The 17,269-nt window shown below is 65.5% G+C and carries 16 protein-coding genes; 12 read left to right on the top strand and 4 right to left on the bottom strand.

Annotated features, from left to right (window positions below; all coding sequences use genetic code 11):
- Positions 1-19 precede the first annotated feature (19 nt).
- From AN401_RS09825 to AN401_RS09780, 10 genes are all read left to right on the top strand, one after another.
- Positions 20-1,573: a methyl-accepting chemotaxis protein gene (locus AN401_RS09825; protein WP_096779221.1), complete on the top strand. Its 1,554-nt coding sequence runs from the start codon at positions 20-22 to the stop codon at positions 1,571-1,573.
- A gap of 93 nt (positions 1,574-1,666) precedes the next feature.
- Positions 1,667-2,065 (top strand): GFA family protein, encoded by a 399-nt coding sequence (locus tag AN401_RS09820; RefSeq protein WP_096779220.1) that lies wholly within the window; start codon positions 1,667-1,669, stop codon positions 2,063-2,065.
- Positions 2,066-2,085: 20 nt separating this feature from the next.
- Entirely contained in the window at positions 2,086-2,643 is a 558-nt protein-coding gene (locus AN401_RS09815; RefSeq protein WP_096779219.1) for a hypothetical protein, read from the top strand.
- Positions 2,644-2,908: 265 nt separating this feature from the next.
- Positions 2,909-3,685, top strand: coding sequence for a potassium channel family protein (locus AN401_RS09810; protein ID WP_198401859.1), 777 nt, complete (start codon positions 2,909-2,911; stop codon positions 3,683-3,685).
- A 70-nt stretch (positions 3,686-3,755) separates the two neighbouring features.
- Positions 3,756-4,088: an antibiotic biosynthesis monooxygenase family protein gene (locus AN401_RS09805; RefSeq protein WP_096779217.1), complete on the top strand. Its 333-nt coding sequence runs from the start codon at positions 3,756-3,758 to the stop codon at positions 4,086-4,088.
- Between the two features lie 130 nt (positions 4,089-4,218).
- A complete protein-coding gene (locus tag AN401_RS09800) occupies positions 4,219-5,001 on the top strand; it encodes a carbon-nitrogen hydrolase family protein (protein ID WP_096779216.1) in 783 nt (260 codons plus the stop codon).
- Between the two features lie 18 nt (positions 5,002-5,019).
- Positions 5,020-5,625 (top strand): PepSY domain-containing protein, encoded by a 606-nt coding sequence (locus AN401_RS09795; protein ID WP_096779215.1) that lies wholly within the window; start codon positions 5,020-5,022, stop codon positions 5,623-5,625.
- Positions 5,626-5,829: 204 nt separating this feature from the next.
- A complete protein-coding gene (locus AN401_RS09790) occupies positions 5,830-6,381 on the top strand; it encodes a GNAT family N-acetyltransferase (RefSeq protein ID WP_096780349.1) in 552 nt (183 codons plus the stop codon).
- Positions 6,382-6,537: 156 nt separating this feature from the next.
- Positions 6,538-6,828, top strand: a complete 291-nt coding sequence (locus AN401_RS09785) for a sll1863 family stress response protein (protein WP_096779214.1) — start codon at positions 6,538-6,540, stop codon at positions 6,826-6,828.
- A 255-nt stretch (positions 6,829-7,083) separates the two neighbouring features.
- Positions 7,084-7,557 carry a group I truncated hemoglobin gene (locus AN401_RS09780; RefSeq protein ID WP_096779213.1) on the top strand — a complete coding sequence of 158 codons (474 nt, stop codon included), beginning with the start codon at positions 7,084-7,086 and terminating at the stop codon, positions 7,555-7,557.
- A 223-nt stretch (positions 7,558-7,780) separates the two neighbouring features.
- Here AN401_RS09780 and AN401_RS09775 read toward each other — a convergent pair whose 3' ends face one another.
- Positions 7,781-8,683, bottom strand: a complete 903-nt coding sequence (locus AN401_RS09775) for a DMT family transporter (protein ID WP_096779212.1) — start codon at positions 8,681-8,683, stop codon at positions 7,781-7,783.
- Positions 8,684-8,856: 173 nt separating this feature from the next.
- Between AN401_RS09775 and AN401_RS09770 the strand changes: the two genes are divergently transcribed.
- Positions 8,857-9,723 (top strand): helix-turn-helix domain-containing protein, encoded by an 867-nt coding sequence (locus tag AN401_RS09770; protein ID WP_096779211.1) that lies wholly within the window; start codon positions 8,857-8,859, stop codon positions 9,721-9,723.
- A gap of 230 nt (positions 9,724-9,953) precedes the next feature.
- On the opposite strand, the gene AN401_RS09765 is transcribed toward AN401_RS09770, so the two are convergent.
- The 3 genes from AN401_RS09765 to AN401_RS09755 are packed head-to-tail and all read right to left on the bottom strand — an operon-like array spanning position 9,954 to position 13,526.
- Complete coding sequence (locus tag AN401_RS09765) at positions 9,954-10,529, bottom strand: PqiC family protein (protein WP_232513423.1); 576 nt, start codon at positions 10,527-10,529, stop codon at positions 9,954-9,956.
- A 2-nt stretch (positions 10,530-10,531) separates the two neighbouring features.
- Positions 10,532-12,169, bottom strand: coding sequence for an intermembrane transport protein PqiB (gene pqiB / locus AN401_RS09760; protein WP_094038159.1), 1,638 nt, complete (start codon positions 12,167-12,169; stop codon positions 10,532-10,534).
- On the bottom strand, positions 12,162-13,526 hold the full coding sequence (locus AN401_RS09755; protein ID WP_232513422.1) for a paraquat-inducible protein A: 1,365 nt from the start codon (positions 13,524-13,526) through the stop codon (positions 12,162-12,164). The genes pqiB and AN401_RS09755 overlap by 8 nt, the downstream gene beginning before the upstream one ends.
- Before the next feature lie 269 nt (positions 13,527-13,795).
- Between AN401_RS09755 and AN401_RS09750 the strand changes: the two genes are divergently transcribed.
- Positions 13,796-17,206, top strand: coding sequence for a putative bifunctional diguanylate cyclase/phosphodiesterase (locus AN401_RS09750; protein ID WP_096779208.1), 3,411 nt, complete (start codon positions 13,796-13,798; stop codon positions 17,204-17,206).
- Positions 17,207-17,269 lie beyond the last annotated feature (63 nt).

Genomic DNA, 17,269 nt, shown 5'->3' with positions numbered 1-17,269 from the left:
TCAATATGGAGAATGTAAGTTGAGCATTAAAAATCTGAGCGTGACCCTGAAGCTTTGTTTGGGCTTTGGGTTGCTGTTGTTCTTTGTGCTCTTGTTGTCCCTGTTCGGGTTTTATGGGCTGAAAAATAATGAGGCAACGCTTAACCGCATCAGCCAGATAGGGAATTTGTTCGACGAGATAGTCTTTACCCGTGAAGACAATTACCAGCAGGCTCTGTCGGGTGACTATCATGCCGGAGAGTCGCACCATCAGCGCCGTCAAATCCTCCAGGAGGCCATCAACCAGCTGCACTCCGACACCCAAACCGGTCGCTGGCCTTCCGAGGACATGGCGGCGGTGGAAAAACTGAAAACGGATCTGGCGCGCTACCTGAAAGAACGAGAGGCCGCCCGTACGCAGTCCGCCCTGCTGGCCGCCAACGAATTGCTGTCCGATCTGCAGGACAACGCCAACGAGCTGTATTACGCCGAGGAGGAGCGTGCCGCCGCCCAGGCCGAGCAAGTCTATTACCTGCTCGCTGGCATCACCCTGGTGATCCTGGCCATGGGCGGCGTGGTGACCCTGGTGATCAGCCGGCAGATCGTGCTGCCGCTGAAGCAGGCCGTCGACATTTCCCGGCGTATCGCCAAGGGCGATCTGGTGCTGGAGGCGTCGGATGCCAATCGCCGGGATGAACTGGGCGCGCTGCTTGCTTCCCTGGCGGTAATGAACGGCAGCCTGCGTACCGTCGTTTCGCAGATCGGCTCCGCGTCCTATGAACTCACCGCCTCGGCCTCGCAATTAACTTCCGTGACCGACCGTACCCAGGAAAGGATCAACGATCAGAAGAACGAAACCTATTTTATCGCCACGGCGATGGGTGAAATCGCCACCACGGTACAGGAGGTGGCACGCAACTCCGAGGATACGGCCACGGCCGCCAGGGGCGCGGCCGAAGAGGTCGTCAACGCCCAGGCATTGTCACAGCGGGCCATTGTCCAGATAGAGTCGCTCGCCTCGGAGATCACGAGCTCGGCCGATTTCATGAACCGGCTGCAGCAGGAATGCGGGCGTATCGGCAGCATCCTCGACGTGATCAAGGAGGTCGCGGATCAAACCAACCTGCTGGCGCTTAATGCGGCCATCGAGGCCGCCCGTGCCGGCGAGGCCGGCCGGGGCTTTGCCGTGGTGGCGGACGAGGTGCGCAACCTGGCCCAGCGCACCCAGGTGTCGTCGAATGAAATCGGCAAGCTGGTGTCGGGACTCCAGGCCATTGCCGACGAAAGCACCCGTACCATGCAGGAGAGTGTGAAACATACCCAGGCTTCCGTCGCCGCCGTCCGCGATACGGGAGCGGCCCTGGCCGTGATCACCCGGCAGGTGGCCGATATTCAGCAAATGAGCGAGCTGATCGCCACTGCTACCGAAGAGCAGGCCGCGGTCACCGCCGAGAGCAATGGGCGGGTCTCGACGGTGCGGCAGTCGGCCGAAGCCTCCGCCACCGCGAGTGCGGAAATTTCGTCTGCCAGCAGCCGGCTGGCGGGGCTGAGCCAGGAGCTGAATGGGTTGGTCAGGCATTTTAGCAACTACTGAGGCAGTGGCGTGCAACCGGGATCCTATGGGTGTCACCATTGCGCGCCGCTATCCCCGGATAGAGGGGGTGTTCATGCAAGCCAGGAGGAAATGATGAAAGGTAAATGTCTTTGCGGCTCGATAGAAGTGGTAGCGAATGACCATAACGAAGTGGGCCTGTGCCACTGCTCCCTGTGCCGGCGCTGGTCGGGCGGCCCCATGTTTGCGGTGCATTGCGGTACTGAGGTGGCGTTCAACGGCGGCCAGCCGGCCAGGTACCGCTCGTCCGACTGGGCCGAGCGCGGTTTCTGCCCCCACTGCGGCACCCACCTGTTCTACCATCTGCTGCCCACTGGCGAATACATCCTGCCCGCCGGCCTGTTCCAGAAGCAGGAGTTCAGCCTGACCAATGAGATCTTTATCGATGAAAAACCGGCCTACTACGAGCTGAAAAACGACACCCGCAAGCTGACCGGGCAGCAGGTGTTCGAGCAATTTGCGGCCAAAGACTGATTTAAACAAAAGGGATAAAAATGAAAAGAATAGGATCATACCTCGCCCTGGCGGTGCTGGCAGGATGCGCCCAACATGCCCCGCAAGAGGCGGCTTATACCCCCGCCGACTGCCTGGGCAGCACGGCGCTGCCAGCGGCGGTTGCCAGCCAGTTCGACGCCATCGAGGATCCCGTGCTGCTCCAGCAGGCATTGGGCAAGCCCGAGCAGGGAAAGCTCTGCCAGGGGCAGGTTTACCGGAGCAAGGCCGATACCCGGGTGGAAATATTCCGGGCCTGGAACAGTACCAATCCCAACAGCCAGTACGGGCAATGGTGGGCCTTCAATAAACCCAGCGGTCCGGTCGCGCAATACCGGGCCGATTATGAGATCTGCTACCAATGGTCTCCGCTGGACAAGCTGGCCAGCTGTACCCTCAAGGCCGGGAGCAGGGTGGTCGTCGGCACCGGGCAAAGCGCACAGTGCTCGGAATACCTGACCTACCCGGTGTCCGAAACCCAGCAGATCTTCATTGTGGATGCCGCCGACGCGGTCGCCGACTGCAGCATCAGCGATGGCATGCTGAGCTGGAATCCCTAAGGGCACCGATCAGTTTAAAACGTGATCAGTACGATATCTCACCTGTAGGCGCCCGTTTACGTGGCGCAAACCGGCCAACGGCGTGGGGCGTGGACATTGGGCGCCGTCTTCCCGTCGGTTTGTGCCGGCTAAAGCGGCACCTACAGTAGCAGCTACGCAAGGATAGCACTGAGCCTCGTTGTATGATTTTTAAACTATATGGTGCTCTAGAGTCTTTTCCTGCGCTTGCTTACACTGATTTTTCGGGACCGTATTAACGCAACGGATGGCTGCAATGACAAAAACCAGGGCTCGGCTCTACCGCCAGCTGGCGCCTGAAGGATGGGAGCGATTCGGTCTTTCGCCTACCAACAAGCTGGTCTGCCTGTTGATCCTGCTGGCGGCCTTCACCGCCGTTATCGAAACCGAAGCCGGCATCCGGGATGCCGCTCCTTTTGTGTTCGATACGCTGGAAGCCGGCTTTGCGATCCTCTTCACCGTCGAGTACCTGGCGCGCATTTACGCGGCGGGAGAGGATCCGCGCTATGGCGGAATAGCCGGACGTCTGCGCTATATGCTGAGCTGGTGGGCATTGGTGGACTTGCTGGCGATACTCCCGTTTTTTCTCGGCTTTATTGCCATCAACAATGCCTTTTTGTTGCGCCTGTTACGGATTGTCCGCCTGTTGCGCCTTTCCCGACTGGGACGTTTCAGCCAGGCCTGGTCGGCGCTGGCCGAGGCGGTAAAGGCCCGTATGCACGAATTGCTGTTAAGCCTGGGATTGGCGGGGTTGTTGCTGTTGTTTTCGTCCGCCTGCCTCTATGTGGTGGAGGCGGCGCACCAGCCCGAGGCCTTTGGCAGCGTGCCTCGCGCCTTGTGGTGGAGCATAGCGACACTGACTACGGTGGGCTATGGTGATGTTACGCCCATCACGGCCTGGGGCAAGCTGTTTGCCGGTGTTACGGCCATCGCAGGCATCGGCCTTATCGCCATGCCCACCGGCATTCTGGCTGCCGCCTGCAGCAATGCGTTTCAGAAAAAAAACGCCAGGGAAGAGCAATGAAAGAAGACGCTACCTGAACAGCTCGGGCCAGGAAACGTGCCCGACTGGGTTTGTTTGGAGCTGTATTGTCATGTTTACCGTTATCTACGAATTCGAGGTAAAGGAAGGGCGGGAACCGGCCTTTCGCGAGGCCTGGCTGGCGCTGACCCGGCTTATTTACTGGCAGGCCGGCAGCCTGGGCTCACGCCTGCATCACACCAACACTCCCGGGCTGATGCTGGGCTATGCCCAGTGGCCAAGTCGCGAGCACTGGCGGCAGGCGGGCACCTTGAACGGACCCGACACCGCGCGGGCCCGGCAACGAATGGGGGATTGCCTGCTGGGCTCCCGGGTGTTGCACGAGCTGGACGTGGCGGAAGACTTTCTGCAATCCCGGGCCTTCGCCGGCGGGGAAATGAAGTGACGGGGGCATGAAGAAAAGTGAGCTGTCTCCCTGGCGCCGTCTATTCGGGCGCATAAGCCCGCGTTTGCGCCCGGCAAGGCCGTGAGGCGCATTAAACGCGATATACCAATAGCCCATTAACGGAGTCTGTGTGAACAACAGCACCCTCACTGTCGCCCTGGCCCAGATCCAGGTCGGGAAGGGCGATCTCGCCAACAACCTGAAGACCCATCTGGAGTTTATTGCCGCCTCTGCCCGGCTGGGGGCGGATCTGGTGGTCTTCCCCGAGTTGTCCCTCACCGGTTATGAGCTGGAGCTGGCGGCAACACTGGCTCTGGATGCGGGCTCGTCCGTGCTGGCCGAGCTGTCCCGGGCGGCGGTGCGGTATCGTATGGTGGTGGTGGCCGGCTGTCCGCTTAAAAACGGAGCGGGCAAGCCCTTTATCGGAGGGGTGATCTGTTTTCCCGATGGTCTGGTGGAGTATTACGCCAAGCAATATCTGCATCCGGGGGAGGAGCAATATTGCGCTCCCGGTCATCGAAATTATCAGTTTTCGGTCAAGGGCCAGCGGGTAGCCCTGGCCATTTGCGCCGACTTCGGCGAGGCCCGGCATGGGCGGGATGCCAAGGCCGCCGGTGCCGAACTCTATCTGGCCAGTGCCCTGATCTCGGAGTTGGGGTTTGCTGCGGATAGTCGGTTGCTTTCTTCCCTTGCGGCCCGGTTGGCGATGCCGGTGCTGTTGTGCAACCATGCCGGCGTCACCGGCGGCTGGGTAGCCTGCGGCAACAGCGGTTTCTGGGATGGTGCCGGCAGGCCGGTGTTCGCGGTCCGGGGCGCGAACACCGGGGTGGTGCTCTGCACCCTCACGCAGGAGCCGCAGGCCGGTCGTTTTTATCCCATTCCGGCTGAGCCGGCTTTCGCGGTCAGCCGGTAAGGTCAACACATCCTCTTCATGGCCATCAACACAAGAAAACACCACCGTCTGCTGGGGCTGCTCCTGCTGCTGCCCCTGTTCGGCTGGGCGCTGACCGGGGCGGTGTTTATACTCAAGCCGGGCTACCAGGGCGCCTATGAACAGCTGGCGGTTAGGGCCCGGCCGCTGGCGGAAGAGGTGCAGATCCGCCCCGAGCCCCACTGGCGGCAGGTGCGGCTGGTGGGCACCCTGCTGGGGGCGCATCTGCTGGTCACCACCGATGGGCGACCGCTGCATCTCGAGCCGGGCAGCCAGCGGCCCTTGCCGTTGCCGGACGAGGCGGCATTGCGGCGGCTGCTGCAGGATGCCGCCTCGGTCAATCCGGCCCGCTATGGTGACATCGTGGAACTCGAAGACAGCCGTGCCCGTACCAGCACGGGGATGAGACTCCACCTGGACTGGAGCACGCTTTCCCTGCGCCAGGAAGGGCGGGACACCCGGCTTATCAACGGCCTGTACCGGATGCATTACCTTCAATGGCTGCCCTGGGCGGGGGCCAACCGGATGCTGGGGCTGGCGGGCCTGGGGCTGCTGCTGGCCATGGCGGGGCTTGGGCTTCGGCTTTGCCTTGGGCGGCGAGGCTAGGCGCGCTACGCGCGAAAGCAGGCGGGCCGCCTGCGCCCCGCCAGCAATGCGCGCATCTGTAAACGTAAACGGCGGTATTATTCTGCCCGCGGGAGACCCGCCCGCCTTAACACCGGGCATGAAGATGCGCCTGGGATCCGGTAAAACTATCCGGGTGCAATGGAAACCGGAGGTGGAGATGAAACTTGCCGATAAATGATCATCATGGAAAATAATCATATCAAACTGTTGCTGCCGTCCCTCGGGCTGGTGCCTCGGGTGTGTGAGGCGATACAGGAAAGCGAGCGGGCCCTGGCGGAATTCCTGCCCTGGGTGAAATACGCCCTTACGGAGGAGGACTGCCGGGAGAGCATGCGCGAGGCCATCGCCAATGCCGAGGGCTTCCAGCGCGAACTGCGCTTTTTTATCGTCGACAAGCGCTTTGATCGGCTGCTGGGCGCCATCGGCCTGATTATCCGCGACAAGTCCGTGCCCTTTTTCGAGCTGGGCTACTGGCTGCGCAGCTCGGCCCAGGGCCGGGGGCATATGGCGGCGGCGGTATCGCTGCTGGAGCGCCACGCCTTCGACGAGCTCGGCGCCAACCGGCTGGAGATCCGCTGTGCCGAGAGCAACCGCAGGAGCCGGGCGGTGGCCGAGCGTGGCGGCTATGTGCTGGAGGCCACCCTGCACAACGAGCGGCGGCTGCCTTCCGGCCGGCTCGACAATACGGTCATCTACGGCAAATTTCCTCCTCGCTCACCGCTGAAAGGGGCATGAAACCGCTGGTCTTGCTCGGGTCGGCCCGTCCGCCTTTTGGCGGCCCGTCGGCTTTTACATTACGCTGAGAGGGCTGAGGCCGGATACGGCGCCTCGCCCGGAGTGGCCCCGCTGTCTGGCGGCCTTGTTTGCAACCACAGGCATAAGGAGAACATCATGAGCGAAAAAGAGCTGTTCCGGCAAAAGATGCAGGCCAAGCTGGACGAATGGAAGGCGGATCTGGACAAGCTCAGGGCCCGGGCGTCCGCCGCCGGGGCCGACGCCAAGCTGGAGCTGAACGAACAGATCCACCGGCTGGAGGCCAAGGTCAAGGAAGGCGAGAAAAAGCTGGCGGAACTGGCGGATACCAGCGAGGACGCCTGGGGCTCGGTCAAGCACGGCTTCGAGTCCGCCTGGGAGGCGCTCAAGACCTCCTTCAAGGAAGCGGCCGACAAGTTCAAGAAGTGACCAACCGCCAGGGGCGGCGGAGGCGCCGGCAGGCAAGCCGCCCAGGGTGCGGCGCCGGGAAATGAGTGGCCACATCCCCTGGCGGGCGGGGCCCGGCGGTAAAAGCCGGATTTATTGCCGGTTGCGCCTTGCATCGGCCTTGGGCTGGACTATTTGTTTTGTCATGGGCCGGCGTTTGTGCCCGGCCCCACCCGCGCCAGGGCGACTCGTGGCGGTAAAGGGCGGTGGCGCCCGCCCCGCACAGAGGACAACAAAATGAACAGATCCGTGTTTACCCGGGGCTGGTTGCTGCCGGCGCTGCTGTTGGCCCTGCTGGGCAGCCCGCCGCTGCCGGCCCAGGAGGCGCCGCCTTCGCTCTATCAGCGGCTGGGCGGTCTGGCGCCCATTTCGGTGGTGGTGAGCGACTTTATCGACGTACTGGTGCCGGACGAGCAGCTCAATGCCAATCCGGCCATCGACGCCGCCCGCCAGCGGGTGCCCGCGCCTTACCTCAAGTACCATGTCACCGCCATGGTGTGCCAGGTCACCGGTGGTCCCTGCGCCTACCACGGCCGGGGCATGAAGGAATCCCACGCCCACCTCAATATCACCGAGGCGGAATGGCAGCGCATGCTGGTGCTGTTCCAGGAGGTGCTGGCCAGGCACCAGGTGCCCGAGCAGGAAACCCGGGAGCTGCTCGACATAGTGGGCAGCACCAAGGCCGATATCGTCAGTACCGCCGCCCAGTAGTCCCCCGTCATCCGGGCCGGCCCGCGCCGGCCCGCCTGCGCTCCACCAGCAAGGCGTACATACCGCTGCAGATACCGCTGTAAATACCGTTGTAAATACCGTTGTAGGTGCCGCTTTAGCCGGCACAACCCGGCACAACCCGGCGCCCAATTTCCGCGTTCCCCACCGTTTTCAGATTTGCGCCACGTAAACGGGCGCCTACAGGAGAAAACTGGTCGGTGCTCTAGCCGGTGGTGCCCGTCGCGGGCGCCAGGCGCCGCCGGGGCCGCCAGAACATCACCAGGTTGCCGGCCAGGATCAGCCCCAGCCCGGCGAATGCCGGCGCCGTCCAGCGGTAGCCTTCGAACAGGGTGGACAGCCCCAGGGCCACCAGCGGAAACAGCAGGGTGGTGTAGGCGGCGGGGCCGGGGCCGATGCGGCCCACCAGGGCGAAGTAGGCGCCAAAGCCCACCACCGAGCCGATAATGGCCAGGTAGAAGAGGGCGCCCAGGTAGCGGGGCGAGCTGTCCAGCACCAGGGGTTGGCCGCTTGCCAGCACGATCAGCAACATGGCCAGGGCGCCGTAGCCCATGGCGTAGGCGTTGGTGGACAGCAGATCCAGCCCGCGCCGCTGGTGGCGCAGGCTGAGCATGTTGCCGAGGGAAAAGCCGTAGGTGCCGAGCAGGGCCAGGCCCAGGCCGAGCAACACCCCGGGGTTGAAGCCATCGCGGTGGATGTCGGGCCAGAACAGGCACAGCATGCCGAGCCCCCCCAGGGCACCGGCAGCCAGCAGGCGGCGGGTGATCGGCTGGCGGAAGAAGAGCACCCCGTTCAGGGCGTTGAACAACACCGCCATGGAAAACACCACGGCGTTCAGGCCGCTGCTGATATGGCCGGTGGCGGTGTAGAAGCAGTAAAAGTTCAGGCAGAACACGCACAGCCCCTGCAGGGCACACAGCAGGTGATCCCGCCAGGCCAGGCGGTGCAGCCGGCGGCACAAGGCCAGCACCAGCAGCAGGGTGAGGGCGGCCAGGGCGAAGCGGTAGAAGATGGAAACGGTCACCGGCACCTCGCCCAGCTGGAAGGCGATGGCCACCCAGGTGGTGCCCCAGATCAGCACGGTCAACAGGTAAAGCGTCAGGTTCATGGCGGTCCTCCTCGTGGAAAGATGCCATCATGCCTGTGGGCGCCGGCCCGGGCGCCCGGATCCTTGCGGCCGCCTTGCAGATTCTTGCGCTTTTTTGCCGGCAAGGCCCGCCGCCGGCTTGGCCCGGCCGCGCCGGCCCTATACCATCAGGGTTGTTGCCCGAGAGGAAGCCCATGCCGTCCCGTTACCACGTACCCCAATACCTGAGCCAGCACAAGGCCCAGCTCAAGGACAGTGTCGATCTCGACGACGGCATCGCCCTGGCACACTGGTACAACGACGACGACTTTATCGAGCTGGAGCGGGCCGAGCACCATACCCTCAGCCTCTACGTGGCCGATGGCTACCAGTCCTACCGCAAAACCGGCGCCGGCTGGCACAACGGCGGGGCGCCGGATCGCTTCTGCCTGATGCCGGGCCAGCATGAGTCCACCTGGGACATCCGCGGGCCGCTGGAATTCGTGCACCTCTATTTCACCGATGCCCATCTGCGCACCCTGGCCGAGCAGGTGTGGGACAAGTCCCCCGCCGGCCTGCTGCTGGAGGAACGCACCTTTGCCGAGGACGAGCGCATCAAGGCGCTCTACCGCCAGTTCCTGCTGGCCTGCGACTGGCGGGACAACAGCGAGCGGCTGGCGCTCAGCAGCGCCGTCACCCTGCTGCTCACCCAGTTGCTCAAGGGCTATACCCAGTACCGCTGGCAGGCGCCGGTGGTCAGGGGAGGCCTGGCGCCGGCCCAGCTGCGGCGGGTAAAGGACTATATCGAGGCCCACCTGGATCAGCCCCTGCCGCTGCGGGTGCTGGCCGGGGAGGCCTGCCTCAGCGAATACCATTTCGCCCGCATGTTCCGCCAGTCCGAGGGGTTGCCGCCGCACCAGTACGTGCTGGCCCGCCGCCTGCTGCGGGCCGAGCAGTTGCTGCGCCACAGCGCCTTGCCGCTCACCGAGGTCGCCCTGGCCTGCGGTTTCAGCTCCGCCAGCCACCTGGCCAACCGTTTCCGCCAGAGCCGGGGCCTGGCGCCCTCCGCGCTGCGCGGCTAGATATGCCCTTTAGTTTAAAACCTGGGCAGCGACGACTCTTGGGGCGCGGGCGGCCCGCCCGCATGAGGGTGGCACCGAGATGGGCGAAGACAGGGTCCAATCCGTAATGCCTGTTCTGCTCCGCGTCTGTTCAACCCCATGGTGTGGTAAGCCAATCCGAGGCTTCGCGCTGCGCGCGAATGCAGGCGGGCCGCCCGCGCCCCAAAGCGGCGCCTGGGGGCCGGAGCGGCTCAGGGCGCTTTGCCCAGTTCCGCCGCCAGTTGGTCGGCCACCTGCTCCCAGGCGGCGCCCAGGGCGCGCACCAGGGCGGGGTAGCCATCGTCGGCCAGGGGCTGTTCGGCGCTGAAGGCGGCCTGGGCCAGCAGCCGGCCGTTGCCGTCCAGCAACTGCCACTGGCCCTCGGCCAGGGCGACCCCGTCGAAGCGGCCCTGGAAGCGGCTGACCTGCACCCGCAGGTCGCGCACCGGCGCGCCCTCCAGCAGCGGCTGGCCCCGGCTCACCACCTGGGATTGGGGCAGGGCGCGGCCGAGCCGCTCCTGCAGCAGCCGCTGCAGCTGGCCGGCGATCTCTTCCCCCCAGAGGTGCTGGCGCGCCTGGTACACCTCGATGTCGTTCAGCTGCATCACGATGCCCTCGCTGTCCAGGTGGCCGGCCAGCCGCACCAGCGCCACCTGGATGGCCAGGCGGCGCTCATACTGCTGTGCCGGCGCCGTGCTCGGCAGCAGGTAGCTGGCGGTGCCGGGCTGGCTGGCGGCGCAGCCGGCCAGGCCGAGCAGGGCGGTCAGCAGCAGGGCAGGGGTGCTCATTCTCATCTGGGGGCCCTCGGTTGTGGGTCTTCGGTCAGTTTCTTGTCAAAGATCAGGGCGTTGGGCTGATCGTTCAGGGTGCGCACCACTGGCTGCAGCTCGCGCATCAGCTTCTCCAGCCGGGACAGGGTCTGGGTCAGCTCGTCGTAGCCCTGGGAGTCGGGGGCGAAGCCCTGCAGGGTGTCGCGCAGCTGGCGCAGGGTGGCGTTGGCGTTTGCCGGCAACTGGCCGGTGGCCGGATCGGCCAGCAGCGCATCCACCGAGGCGGCGATGCCGTTCACTTTCTCCATGGTCTGGCGGGTGGTGGCCAGGGTGTCGTTGAGGGTGTCGAGGAGGGGCTCCACGTCCAGGTTGTTCAGTTTGTCGAGCAGGTTGGACACCTTCTGCTCGATCTGGGCGAAGCTGCCGGAGGTGGTGGGGAACACCGGCCGCTCCACAAAGGTCATGCGCTGGAAGGGCACCACGTCCTTGTGGAAGTTGAGATCCACGAACAGGGCGCCGGTGAGCAGGTTGCCGGCCTTGAGCGAAGCGCGCAGGCCGTTGTGGAACATCCGCTCCAGGCGCTGGTACCACTGGTCGGTGTCTATCTCCTGCTGCTCCTCGTCGAAGCGCTGGGGCTCGATGCGGATCAGCACCGGAATGGCGAAGCGGCTGAGGGAGTCGGGCTGGGGCGCGGTGAAGTTCCAGGGCACGCTTACCACGGTGCCGATGCGTACGCCGCGGTATTCCACCGGGGCGCCGGGACTCAGGCCCCGCACCGTGTCGTCCACCAGCAGCACGTATTCCAGGTACTGGTCGTAGCTGCCCTCGTAGGCGCTGTCTTCGTCGGGGAACAGCACATAGCTGGCACCGGGTTTGGCGGGCCGGCCCATGGCGGCGTTGTCGGGCACGCCGAAGGTGACGCCGCCGCCGATCAGGGATTCGAGTGATGCTACATTGACCCGGAAGCCCTGGGAGTCCAGGCGCACGTCGACCCCGGCGGTGGTCCAGAAGCGGGTGGTGCTGGTCACCAGCACCTCGTAGGGCGACTGGATATAAAGCTGGTGGCGCATCTCCCGTTTCTTGGGATCGAAGCGGCTGTCTTCCACCCGGCCCACGGTGTACCCCTGATAGGTAACGGGGTCGCCGGTGGTGATGGCGTTGCCCACCTGGCTGACCAGGGTGATGCGCAGGCCGGGGGCGTCGGGGGAGGCCACCGGTGGCTGCTCCAGCACGGTGAAGGTGCGCTGGGGCTGGTCGCCGCCGCCCGGCAGCAGCTGGATATAGGCGCCGGACAGCACGGTGCCCAGGCCGCTGATGCCTTCCCGGCCGATGCGCGGCTTCACCACCCAGAAGCGGGTGTCACTGTTGAGCATGGCTTCCGCCTGGGGACTCATGCGGGCGGTGATCTCCGCATGGGCCAGATCGTCCGACAGACTTACCCGCTCGACCCGGCCCACTTCCACGTTGCGGGTTTTGATCAGGGTCTTGCCCGCCTCTATGCCTTCGGCGTTGTCCATGATCAGGGTGATGGAGGGCCCCAGCTTGCTGAGGTTGTCGTAGATCATCCAGACGCCGATCAACACCGCCACCAGGGGCACTATCCAGATGGGCGAGAGGGATCTTTGGGTCCGGCGTTCGGCACGCGGGCTGTCAGGCATGGTCGGGTTCCTTGCAGGCGTTGTCATGGCCGGCGCTCGGCCGGTCGGAAGGCGGTTCGGCGGCCGCGCCGGCCCAGATGGCCCTGGGATCGAACACCATGGCGGCCAGCATGGTCAGCACCACCACGGCGGCGAAGGCCAGGGCGGCGGGGCCGGGCTCGACGGACATCAGCGAGCCGCTGCGGATCAATGCCACCAGTATGGCCACCACGAAGACGTCCACCATCGACCAGCGGCCGATGAACTCGGTGACGCGGTACAGGCGGATACGGGTCAGGCGGTCGAGGCTGTCCTGGCGACGGCTCACCACGTAACAGAGCCACAGCAGCGCCAGCATCTTGCTCACCGGCACCAGCACGCTGGCGGTGAAGATGATAAGGGCGATGGGCCAGTCGCCGTGCTGCACGAACAGCAGCACCCCGCCCATGATGGTGGAGGGCAGGCTGCTGCCGAGGGAGGTGGTGACCATGATGGGGTAGAGGTTGGCCGGCAGGTACATGACGAGCGAGGCGGCCAGCAGCGCCAGGGTAGCCTGGTTGCGCACTCCCCGGTAGGGGTGCAGGGGCTCGTCGCAGCGCAGGCAGCGGCCCTTGCCGCTTTCCGCTATGGGATTGACCAGGCCGCAGGTGTGGCAGCCCGCCAGCCCCTGTTCGGCGGCGGTGAGCCCGGGGCGGGCGCCTTCCGGCGCCATCGGCTCCCGATCGAGGGAGAACCACAGCCAGTCGCTGTCGATGGACTGGGTGGTGAACAGCAGCAGCAGGGCATAGGCGCAGAAGGTCCAGAACGACAGCCCCAGCTCGATATGGGCCATGCCCATCACCTTGATCAGGCTCACCAGGGTGCCGATCACGAAGACGTCGGCCATCATCCAGGGGGTGACGTGGCGCAGGGTGCGGGCGATCTGCCGGCTTCGCGGCAGCGGCCGGCGCAACAGTATGCCCAGGCACAGCCAGGCCACCGAGCACAGGTAAATCGCCGGCAGCACGATAACGGTGAGCAGCACGCACAGGGCCACCAGCGGCTGGTGCAGGCCGATCAGGGTGGAGGCGGTGCTGGTCAGCGCTATCCGGTTGCCGATGCCGCTGAGATCGAAGCCGACGAAGGGAAAGGCGACAGACAGGCCCAGGGTGACCAGGGTGGCCAGGCTCAGCGCCAGGCTGCGTTCGGCCGGGTTGGCGTGGCGGCGCACCAGGGTGTGGCCGCAGCGCGGGCACTGGGCTTTTTCCCCGGCCTTCAGGGGCGGCAGCGACACCAGCAGATCGCATTCGTGGCAGGCGCGCAGCCGCCGCCGGGACACGGAATGGCGCCGGTGACGGCTCGCCGGGCCGGGCAGGAACGCTGTGCTGTGCTCGGTCAAGGTGACGTCGAAGCTCCGAAATACCGCTGTGAGTGCTTGATGGTACGACAATTCGGCCTGCTTGATAAGGTGCAAGCGGCGGCCTGTCCCCGGGGCGGAGACCGGCCAAAAGGTGAGGCGGGCCACAGGCCGGCCGCCTGGCAGGGCCAGTCCTATTGAGTCCGCTGCCACAAAGCGGCAAAATTCCCCCTGGTCCGCCATGTTGCCGGTAACATTTTGAATCCGTCGTAGAGTGGTGTCTTTCCTTTCAGCCGGAGCCTCTCCCGAACATGCCCATCGAAGCCAGGCGAATCGCCCTCCATGTCTACCTGCTGCTGATCGTGACATCTGGTACCCTGATGGGCGCCCTGGGATTCGTTGTCGGCCTCTTTCTGCCCCCGGACGATCTGCTCGGCCGGGTGCTCACCCCCGGAGGGGCCCTGGGCGTCATGCTGTCGGCCCTGGGGCTGTACTGCTGCCTGAACGGCCGCTGCCGGCTCAAGGGGAGCCTGGCGCTGGCCGTCATGATGCTGGGCGGCCTGAGCCTCTGGGATCAGCTGTTTCCGCCGCTGGCCCCGGTCCATCCGTTGCTGGCCCGGCTGGGCTCGTCGTCGTTGCCGATGGCCCTGATGCTGCTGGCGACGGGCCCCTGCCTGCTGCTCGGCAAGGAGAGCCCCCGCGGGCGGCGCTGCTGGCGTGGGACGGGCGCGGTGGCGCTCGTCGCCGGGGCCCTGCTGATGCTGCTGCAATGGACGGGAGAGGCCGCCGCCTGGCAGGGCGCGCATCCCGCCGCGTCCACCATCGTCAGCCTCTACCTGGTGGTGTTCGGGCTGGCGCTGTGGCTGGCCACCGGGCTGGACGGGCCGCTGGCGCTGGGCCGCGGCGCCTACCTGATCGGCACCCTGGGCATGGGGATCACCTGCCTCGGCTGGTACCTGCTGAGCCTGTCCCATCACCTGGAACTCCGCCAGCAGAGCGGGCAGACCGGCGAGAACATGGCGGCGGCGGTCGCCGAGGTGGTCGCCGGCCATGTCCAGTTGCTGCACCGGCTGGGGGAGCGGACCGCGCCCACGGCGAGCCGGGAACCCCAGGCCTCCCATCGGCTCGACGCCGCCAGCTACCTGCGGGATTTTAACAGCATCAAGTTCCTCTGGCTGGCCGACGGCGATGGCGCCGTGATCTGGCGACTGCACCAGCCCGATGCCGGCGTCGACCCCTTGGCCGCCGGGTCGGCGGCGCTGCACGACTGGCTGCGGGTCCCGTCCCCCGAGCCACGGCTGCTGGTGCTGAGCGGCCTCTATCCGGAGCCGGACCCCGCCGCCATCCTGATCAGCCTGCCGCTGGCGGCGGCGCCGGAGCCGGGGATGCAGTTGCTGGCCAAGGTCAGCCTGACCGAGGTGCTGCGGCACAATGTGCACATGAAACTGGCGCCGTTCGCCGTCCATGCCTACCTGGATGGACGGGAGCTGCTGGATTTGTCCGAGTCTGGCTCGCATCGGCACGGGCTGGAACTCGCGCGCCGCGGCCTGCGCCTGCCCCATGGCCCCGAACTGACCCTGGTCACCTACCTGGACGACCGGCGGGCGCTGGCCCTGGCCGCCCACCTGCGGCTGCTGATGGCCCTGACCGGCTTTTTCCTGAGTTTTCTGGCGGCGATCAGTTTCGAACTGGCCAAGCTGTCCCGGCGCAAGGGACAGGCGTTGCAGCAGGCCAGGCAGCACCTGGAGCGTCAGCAGGGCATCGAACAGATGATCTCCCGCGGCCAGCCCCTGGCGACCATCCTGGATGAGATTTGCCGCCTGCTGGCGGTACAGTTGCCGGGCAGCCGGGCCGAGGTGGTGATGCCGCCGGCGGGGCGGGAGGGCGAAGGCGAGTGGTACCCGGTACTGAGCGGCGGTGGTGCCGAACTGGGGGGGCTGCGGATAGTGCCGGGGGAGGGCGAACCGGGCCGGGAGCGGCAACAGCATGTCGAGAACGCCGTGGCCCTGGTGGCGCTGGCGCTGGAGCGCGAGCAGAACCACCGGCTGCTGCTGGAAAACGAACAGCGTTACCGCTCCCTGTTCGATTACAACCCCGACGCGGTGTTCTCCCTGGATCTCGAGGGCATCTTCACCAGCGTCAACCCGGCGTTCTGCGAGTTGCTGATGCTGACGGCGGACAGCGTCGTCGGCCGTTCTTTCCGGCTGCTGGTGGAGCCCGCCGAGCAGGCCCTGGCCGAACAGGCCTTCCGGCAGGTGGTGACCGGCCTTGCCCGCCGCTACCAGCTGACGGCCGACAACGGTCGGGGCATCCGGGTGGACCTGGATGTCACCAAGCTGCCGATCGTGGTCAACGGCCGGATCACCGGGGTGTACTGCATCGCCAAGGACATTACCCGCCAGCAGGAAGATGCCCGCCGCCTGGCCCACCACGCCGGGCATGATGCCCTGACCGGCCTGCCCAACCGCTCCCTGCTCGAGCAGCGCATGGCACTGCTGGGGCGCGGACAGGGGACCCTGGTGGTGATGTTCATCGATCTGGACGGCTTCAAGCCAATCAACGACAGCCTGGGCCACGGCGTGGGGGATCGCCTGCTGGTGGAAGTGGCGCGGCGGCTCGAGGGGCTGATGTCGGTCAACGACATGGTGGCCCGTTTCGGCGGCGACGAGTTCGTGGCGCTGCTGGCCGGGCTGGACGGGCCGGAGGCGGCCGAACGGCTGGCCCGGCGTGTGCTGGCGGCCCTGGCGCAGCCCTATCGCATCGGCCATAACGAACTCTTCATCACCGCGAGCATCGGCCTGGCCGGGCGCGCGGCGGAGCGGAACGAGGCCGGGCCGCTGCTGCAGCAGGCGGACATGGCCATGTATGAAGCCAAGCGTCAGGGGCGCAACCACTGGCAGTGGTACAACGAGGCCCTCAACAGCGTCATGGTCCGGCGGGTGGTCCTGCGCAACGAACTGCAGGATGCCATCGACCATCATCATCTCGAACTCTACTACCAGCCCCTGTTCAATCGCCAGGGCGAGGTGCCCGGGGTGGAGGCGCTGCTGCGCTGGAAGCATCCGCACAAGGGCTATATCTCGCCCGCCGAGTTCATTCCCCTGGCGGAGGAAACCGGCCAGATCATCGCCATCAGCGAGTGGGTGATGGCCCGGGCCTGCCGCGATGCGGCGCAGCTGCGGGAGCTGGGCGACTACCGGGTGGCGGTGAACCTGTCGCCGCTGCAGTTCTACCGCTCCAGTTTTCTCGATACCCTGAGGGCCAAGCTGCGGGAGGCCGCCCTGCCGGCGAGTGCCCTGGAGCTGGAGCTGACCGAAGGCATACTGATGGACGACGCCCAGCACGCCATCACCCTGCTGGAGGAGATCCGCGCCATGGGCATCCGGGTGGCCATCGACGATTTCGGCACCGGCTTTTCCAGCCTGAGCTATCTCAAGCACCTGCCGGTGCACAAGGTAAAGATCGATCGCAGCTTTATCCAGGACGTGACCGAGGCCTCCCATGATGCCGCCATCGTGCGCGGCATCATGGTCATGGCCCATGAGCTGGACCTTGAAGTGGTGGCCGAAGGCATCGAAACCCGGGCACAGTTTGAACGGCTCCGGGGGGACGGCTGCGACCTGTTCCAGGGGTTTTATTTCGCCCGTCCCATGCCGCTCGATCAGTTGCGGTCATTTTTGCTGGAAACGCGATCTGCTCACTTGACGACCGTTAACAAATGATGAAAATAACGCCGGTTCTTCGCCGGCTGCGGCGAGGAAAATGGCTCCGAAAGAGCCTGTTCG

Source organism: Zobellella denitrificans, assembly GCF_002407485.1.
GTDB lineage: Bacteria > Pseudomonadota > Gammaproteobacteria > Enterobacterales > Aeromonadaceae > Oceanimonas > Oceanimonas denitrificans.
The sequence above is the reverse complement of the archived record's forward strand: the minus strand, read 5'-3'. Positions and strand labels throughout refer to the sequence as shown.

Coding starts and splice junctions, on each gene's coding strand:
- AN401_RS09785 (WP_096779214.1), top strand. CDS start 6,538: ATGAGCGAAAAAGAGCTGTTCCGGCAAAAGATGCAGGCCAAGCTGGAC.
- AN401_RS09820 (WP_096779220.1), top strand. CDS start 1,667: ATGAAAGGTAAATGTCTTTGCGGCTCGATAGAAGTGGTAGCGAATGAC.
- AN401_RS09750 (WP_096779208.1), top strand. CDS start 13,796: ATGCCCATCGAAGCCAGGCGAATCGCCCTCCATGTCTACCTGCTGCTG.
- AN401_RS09810 (WP_198401859.1), top strand. CDS start 2,909: ATGGCTGCAATGACAAAAACCAGGGCTCGGCTCTACCGCCAGCTGGCG.
- pqiB (WP_094038159.1), bottom strand. CDS start 12,169: ATGCCTGACAGCCCGCGTGCCGAACGCCGGACCCAAAGATCCCTCTCG.
- AN401_RS09765 (WP_232513423.1), bottom strand. CDS start 10,529: ATGAGCACCCCTGCCCTGCTGCTGACCGCCCTGCTCGGCCTGGCCGGC.
- AN401_RS09815 (WP_096779219.1), top strand. CDS start 2,086: ATGAAAAGAATAGGATCATACCTCGCCCTGGCGGTGCTGGCAGGATGC.
- AN401_RS09770 (WP_096779211.1), top strand. CDS start 8,857: ATGCCGTCCCGTTACCACGTACCCCAATACCTGAGCCAGCACAAGGCC.
- AN401_RS09790 (WP_096780349.1), top strand. CDS start 5,830: ATGGAAAATAATCATATCAAACTGTTGCTGCCGTCCCTCGGGCTGGTG.
- AN401_RS09805 (WP_096779217.1), top strand. CDS start 3,756: ATGTTTACCGTTATCTACGAATTCGAGGTAAAGGAAGGGCGGGAACCG.
- AN401_RS09780 (WP_096779213.1), top strand. CDS start 7,084: ATGAACAGATCCGTGTTTACCCGGGGCTGGTTGCTGCCGGCGCTGCTG.
- AN401_RS09775 (WP_096779212.1), bottom strand. CDS start 8,683: ATGAACCTGACGCTTTACCTGTTGACCGTGCTGATCTGGGGCACCACC.
- AN401_RS09795 (WP_096779215.1), top strand. CDS start 5,020: ATGGCCATCAACACAAGAAAACACCACCGTCTGCTGGGGCTGCTCCTG.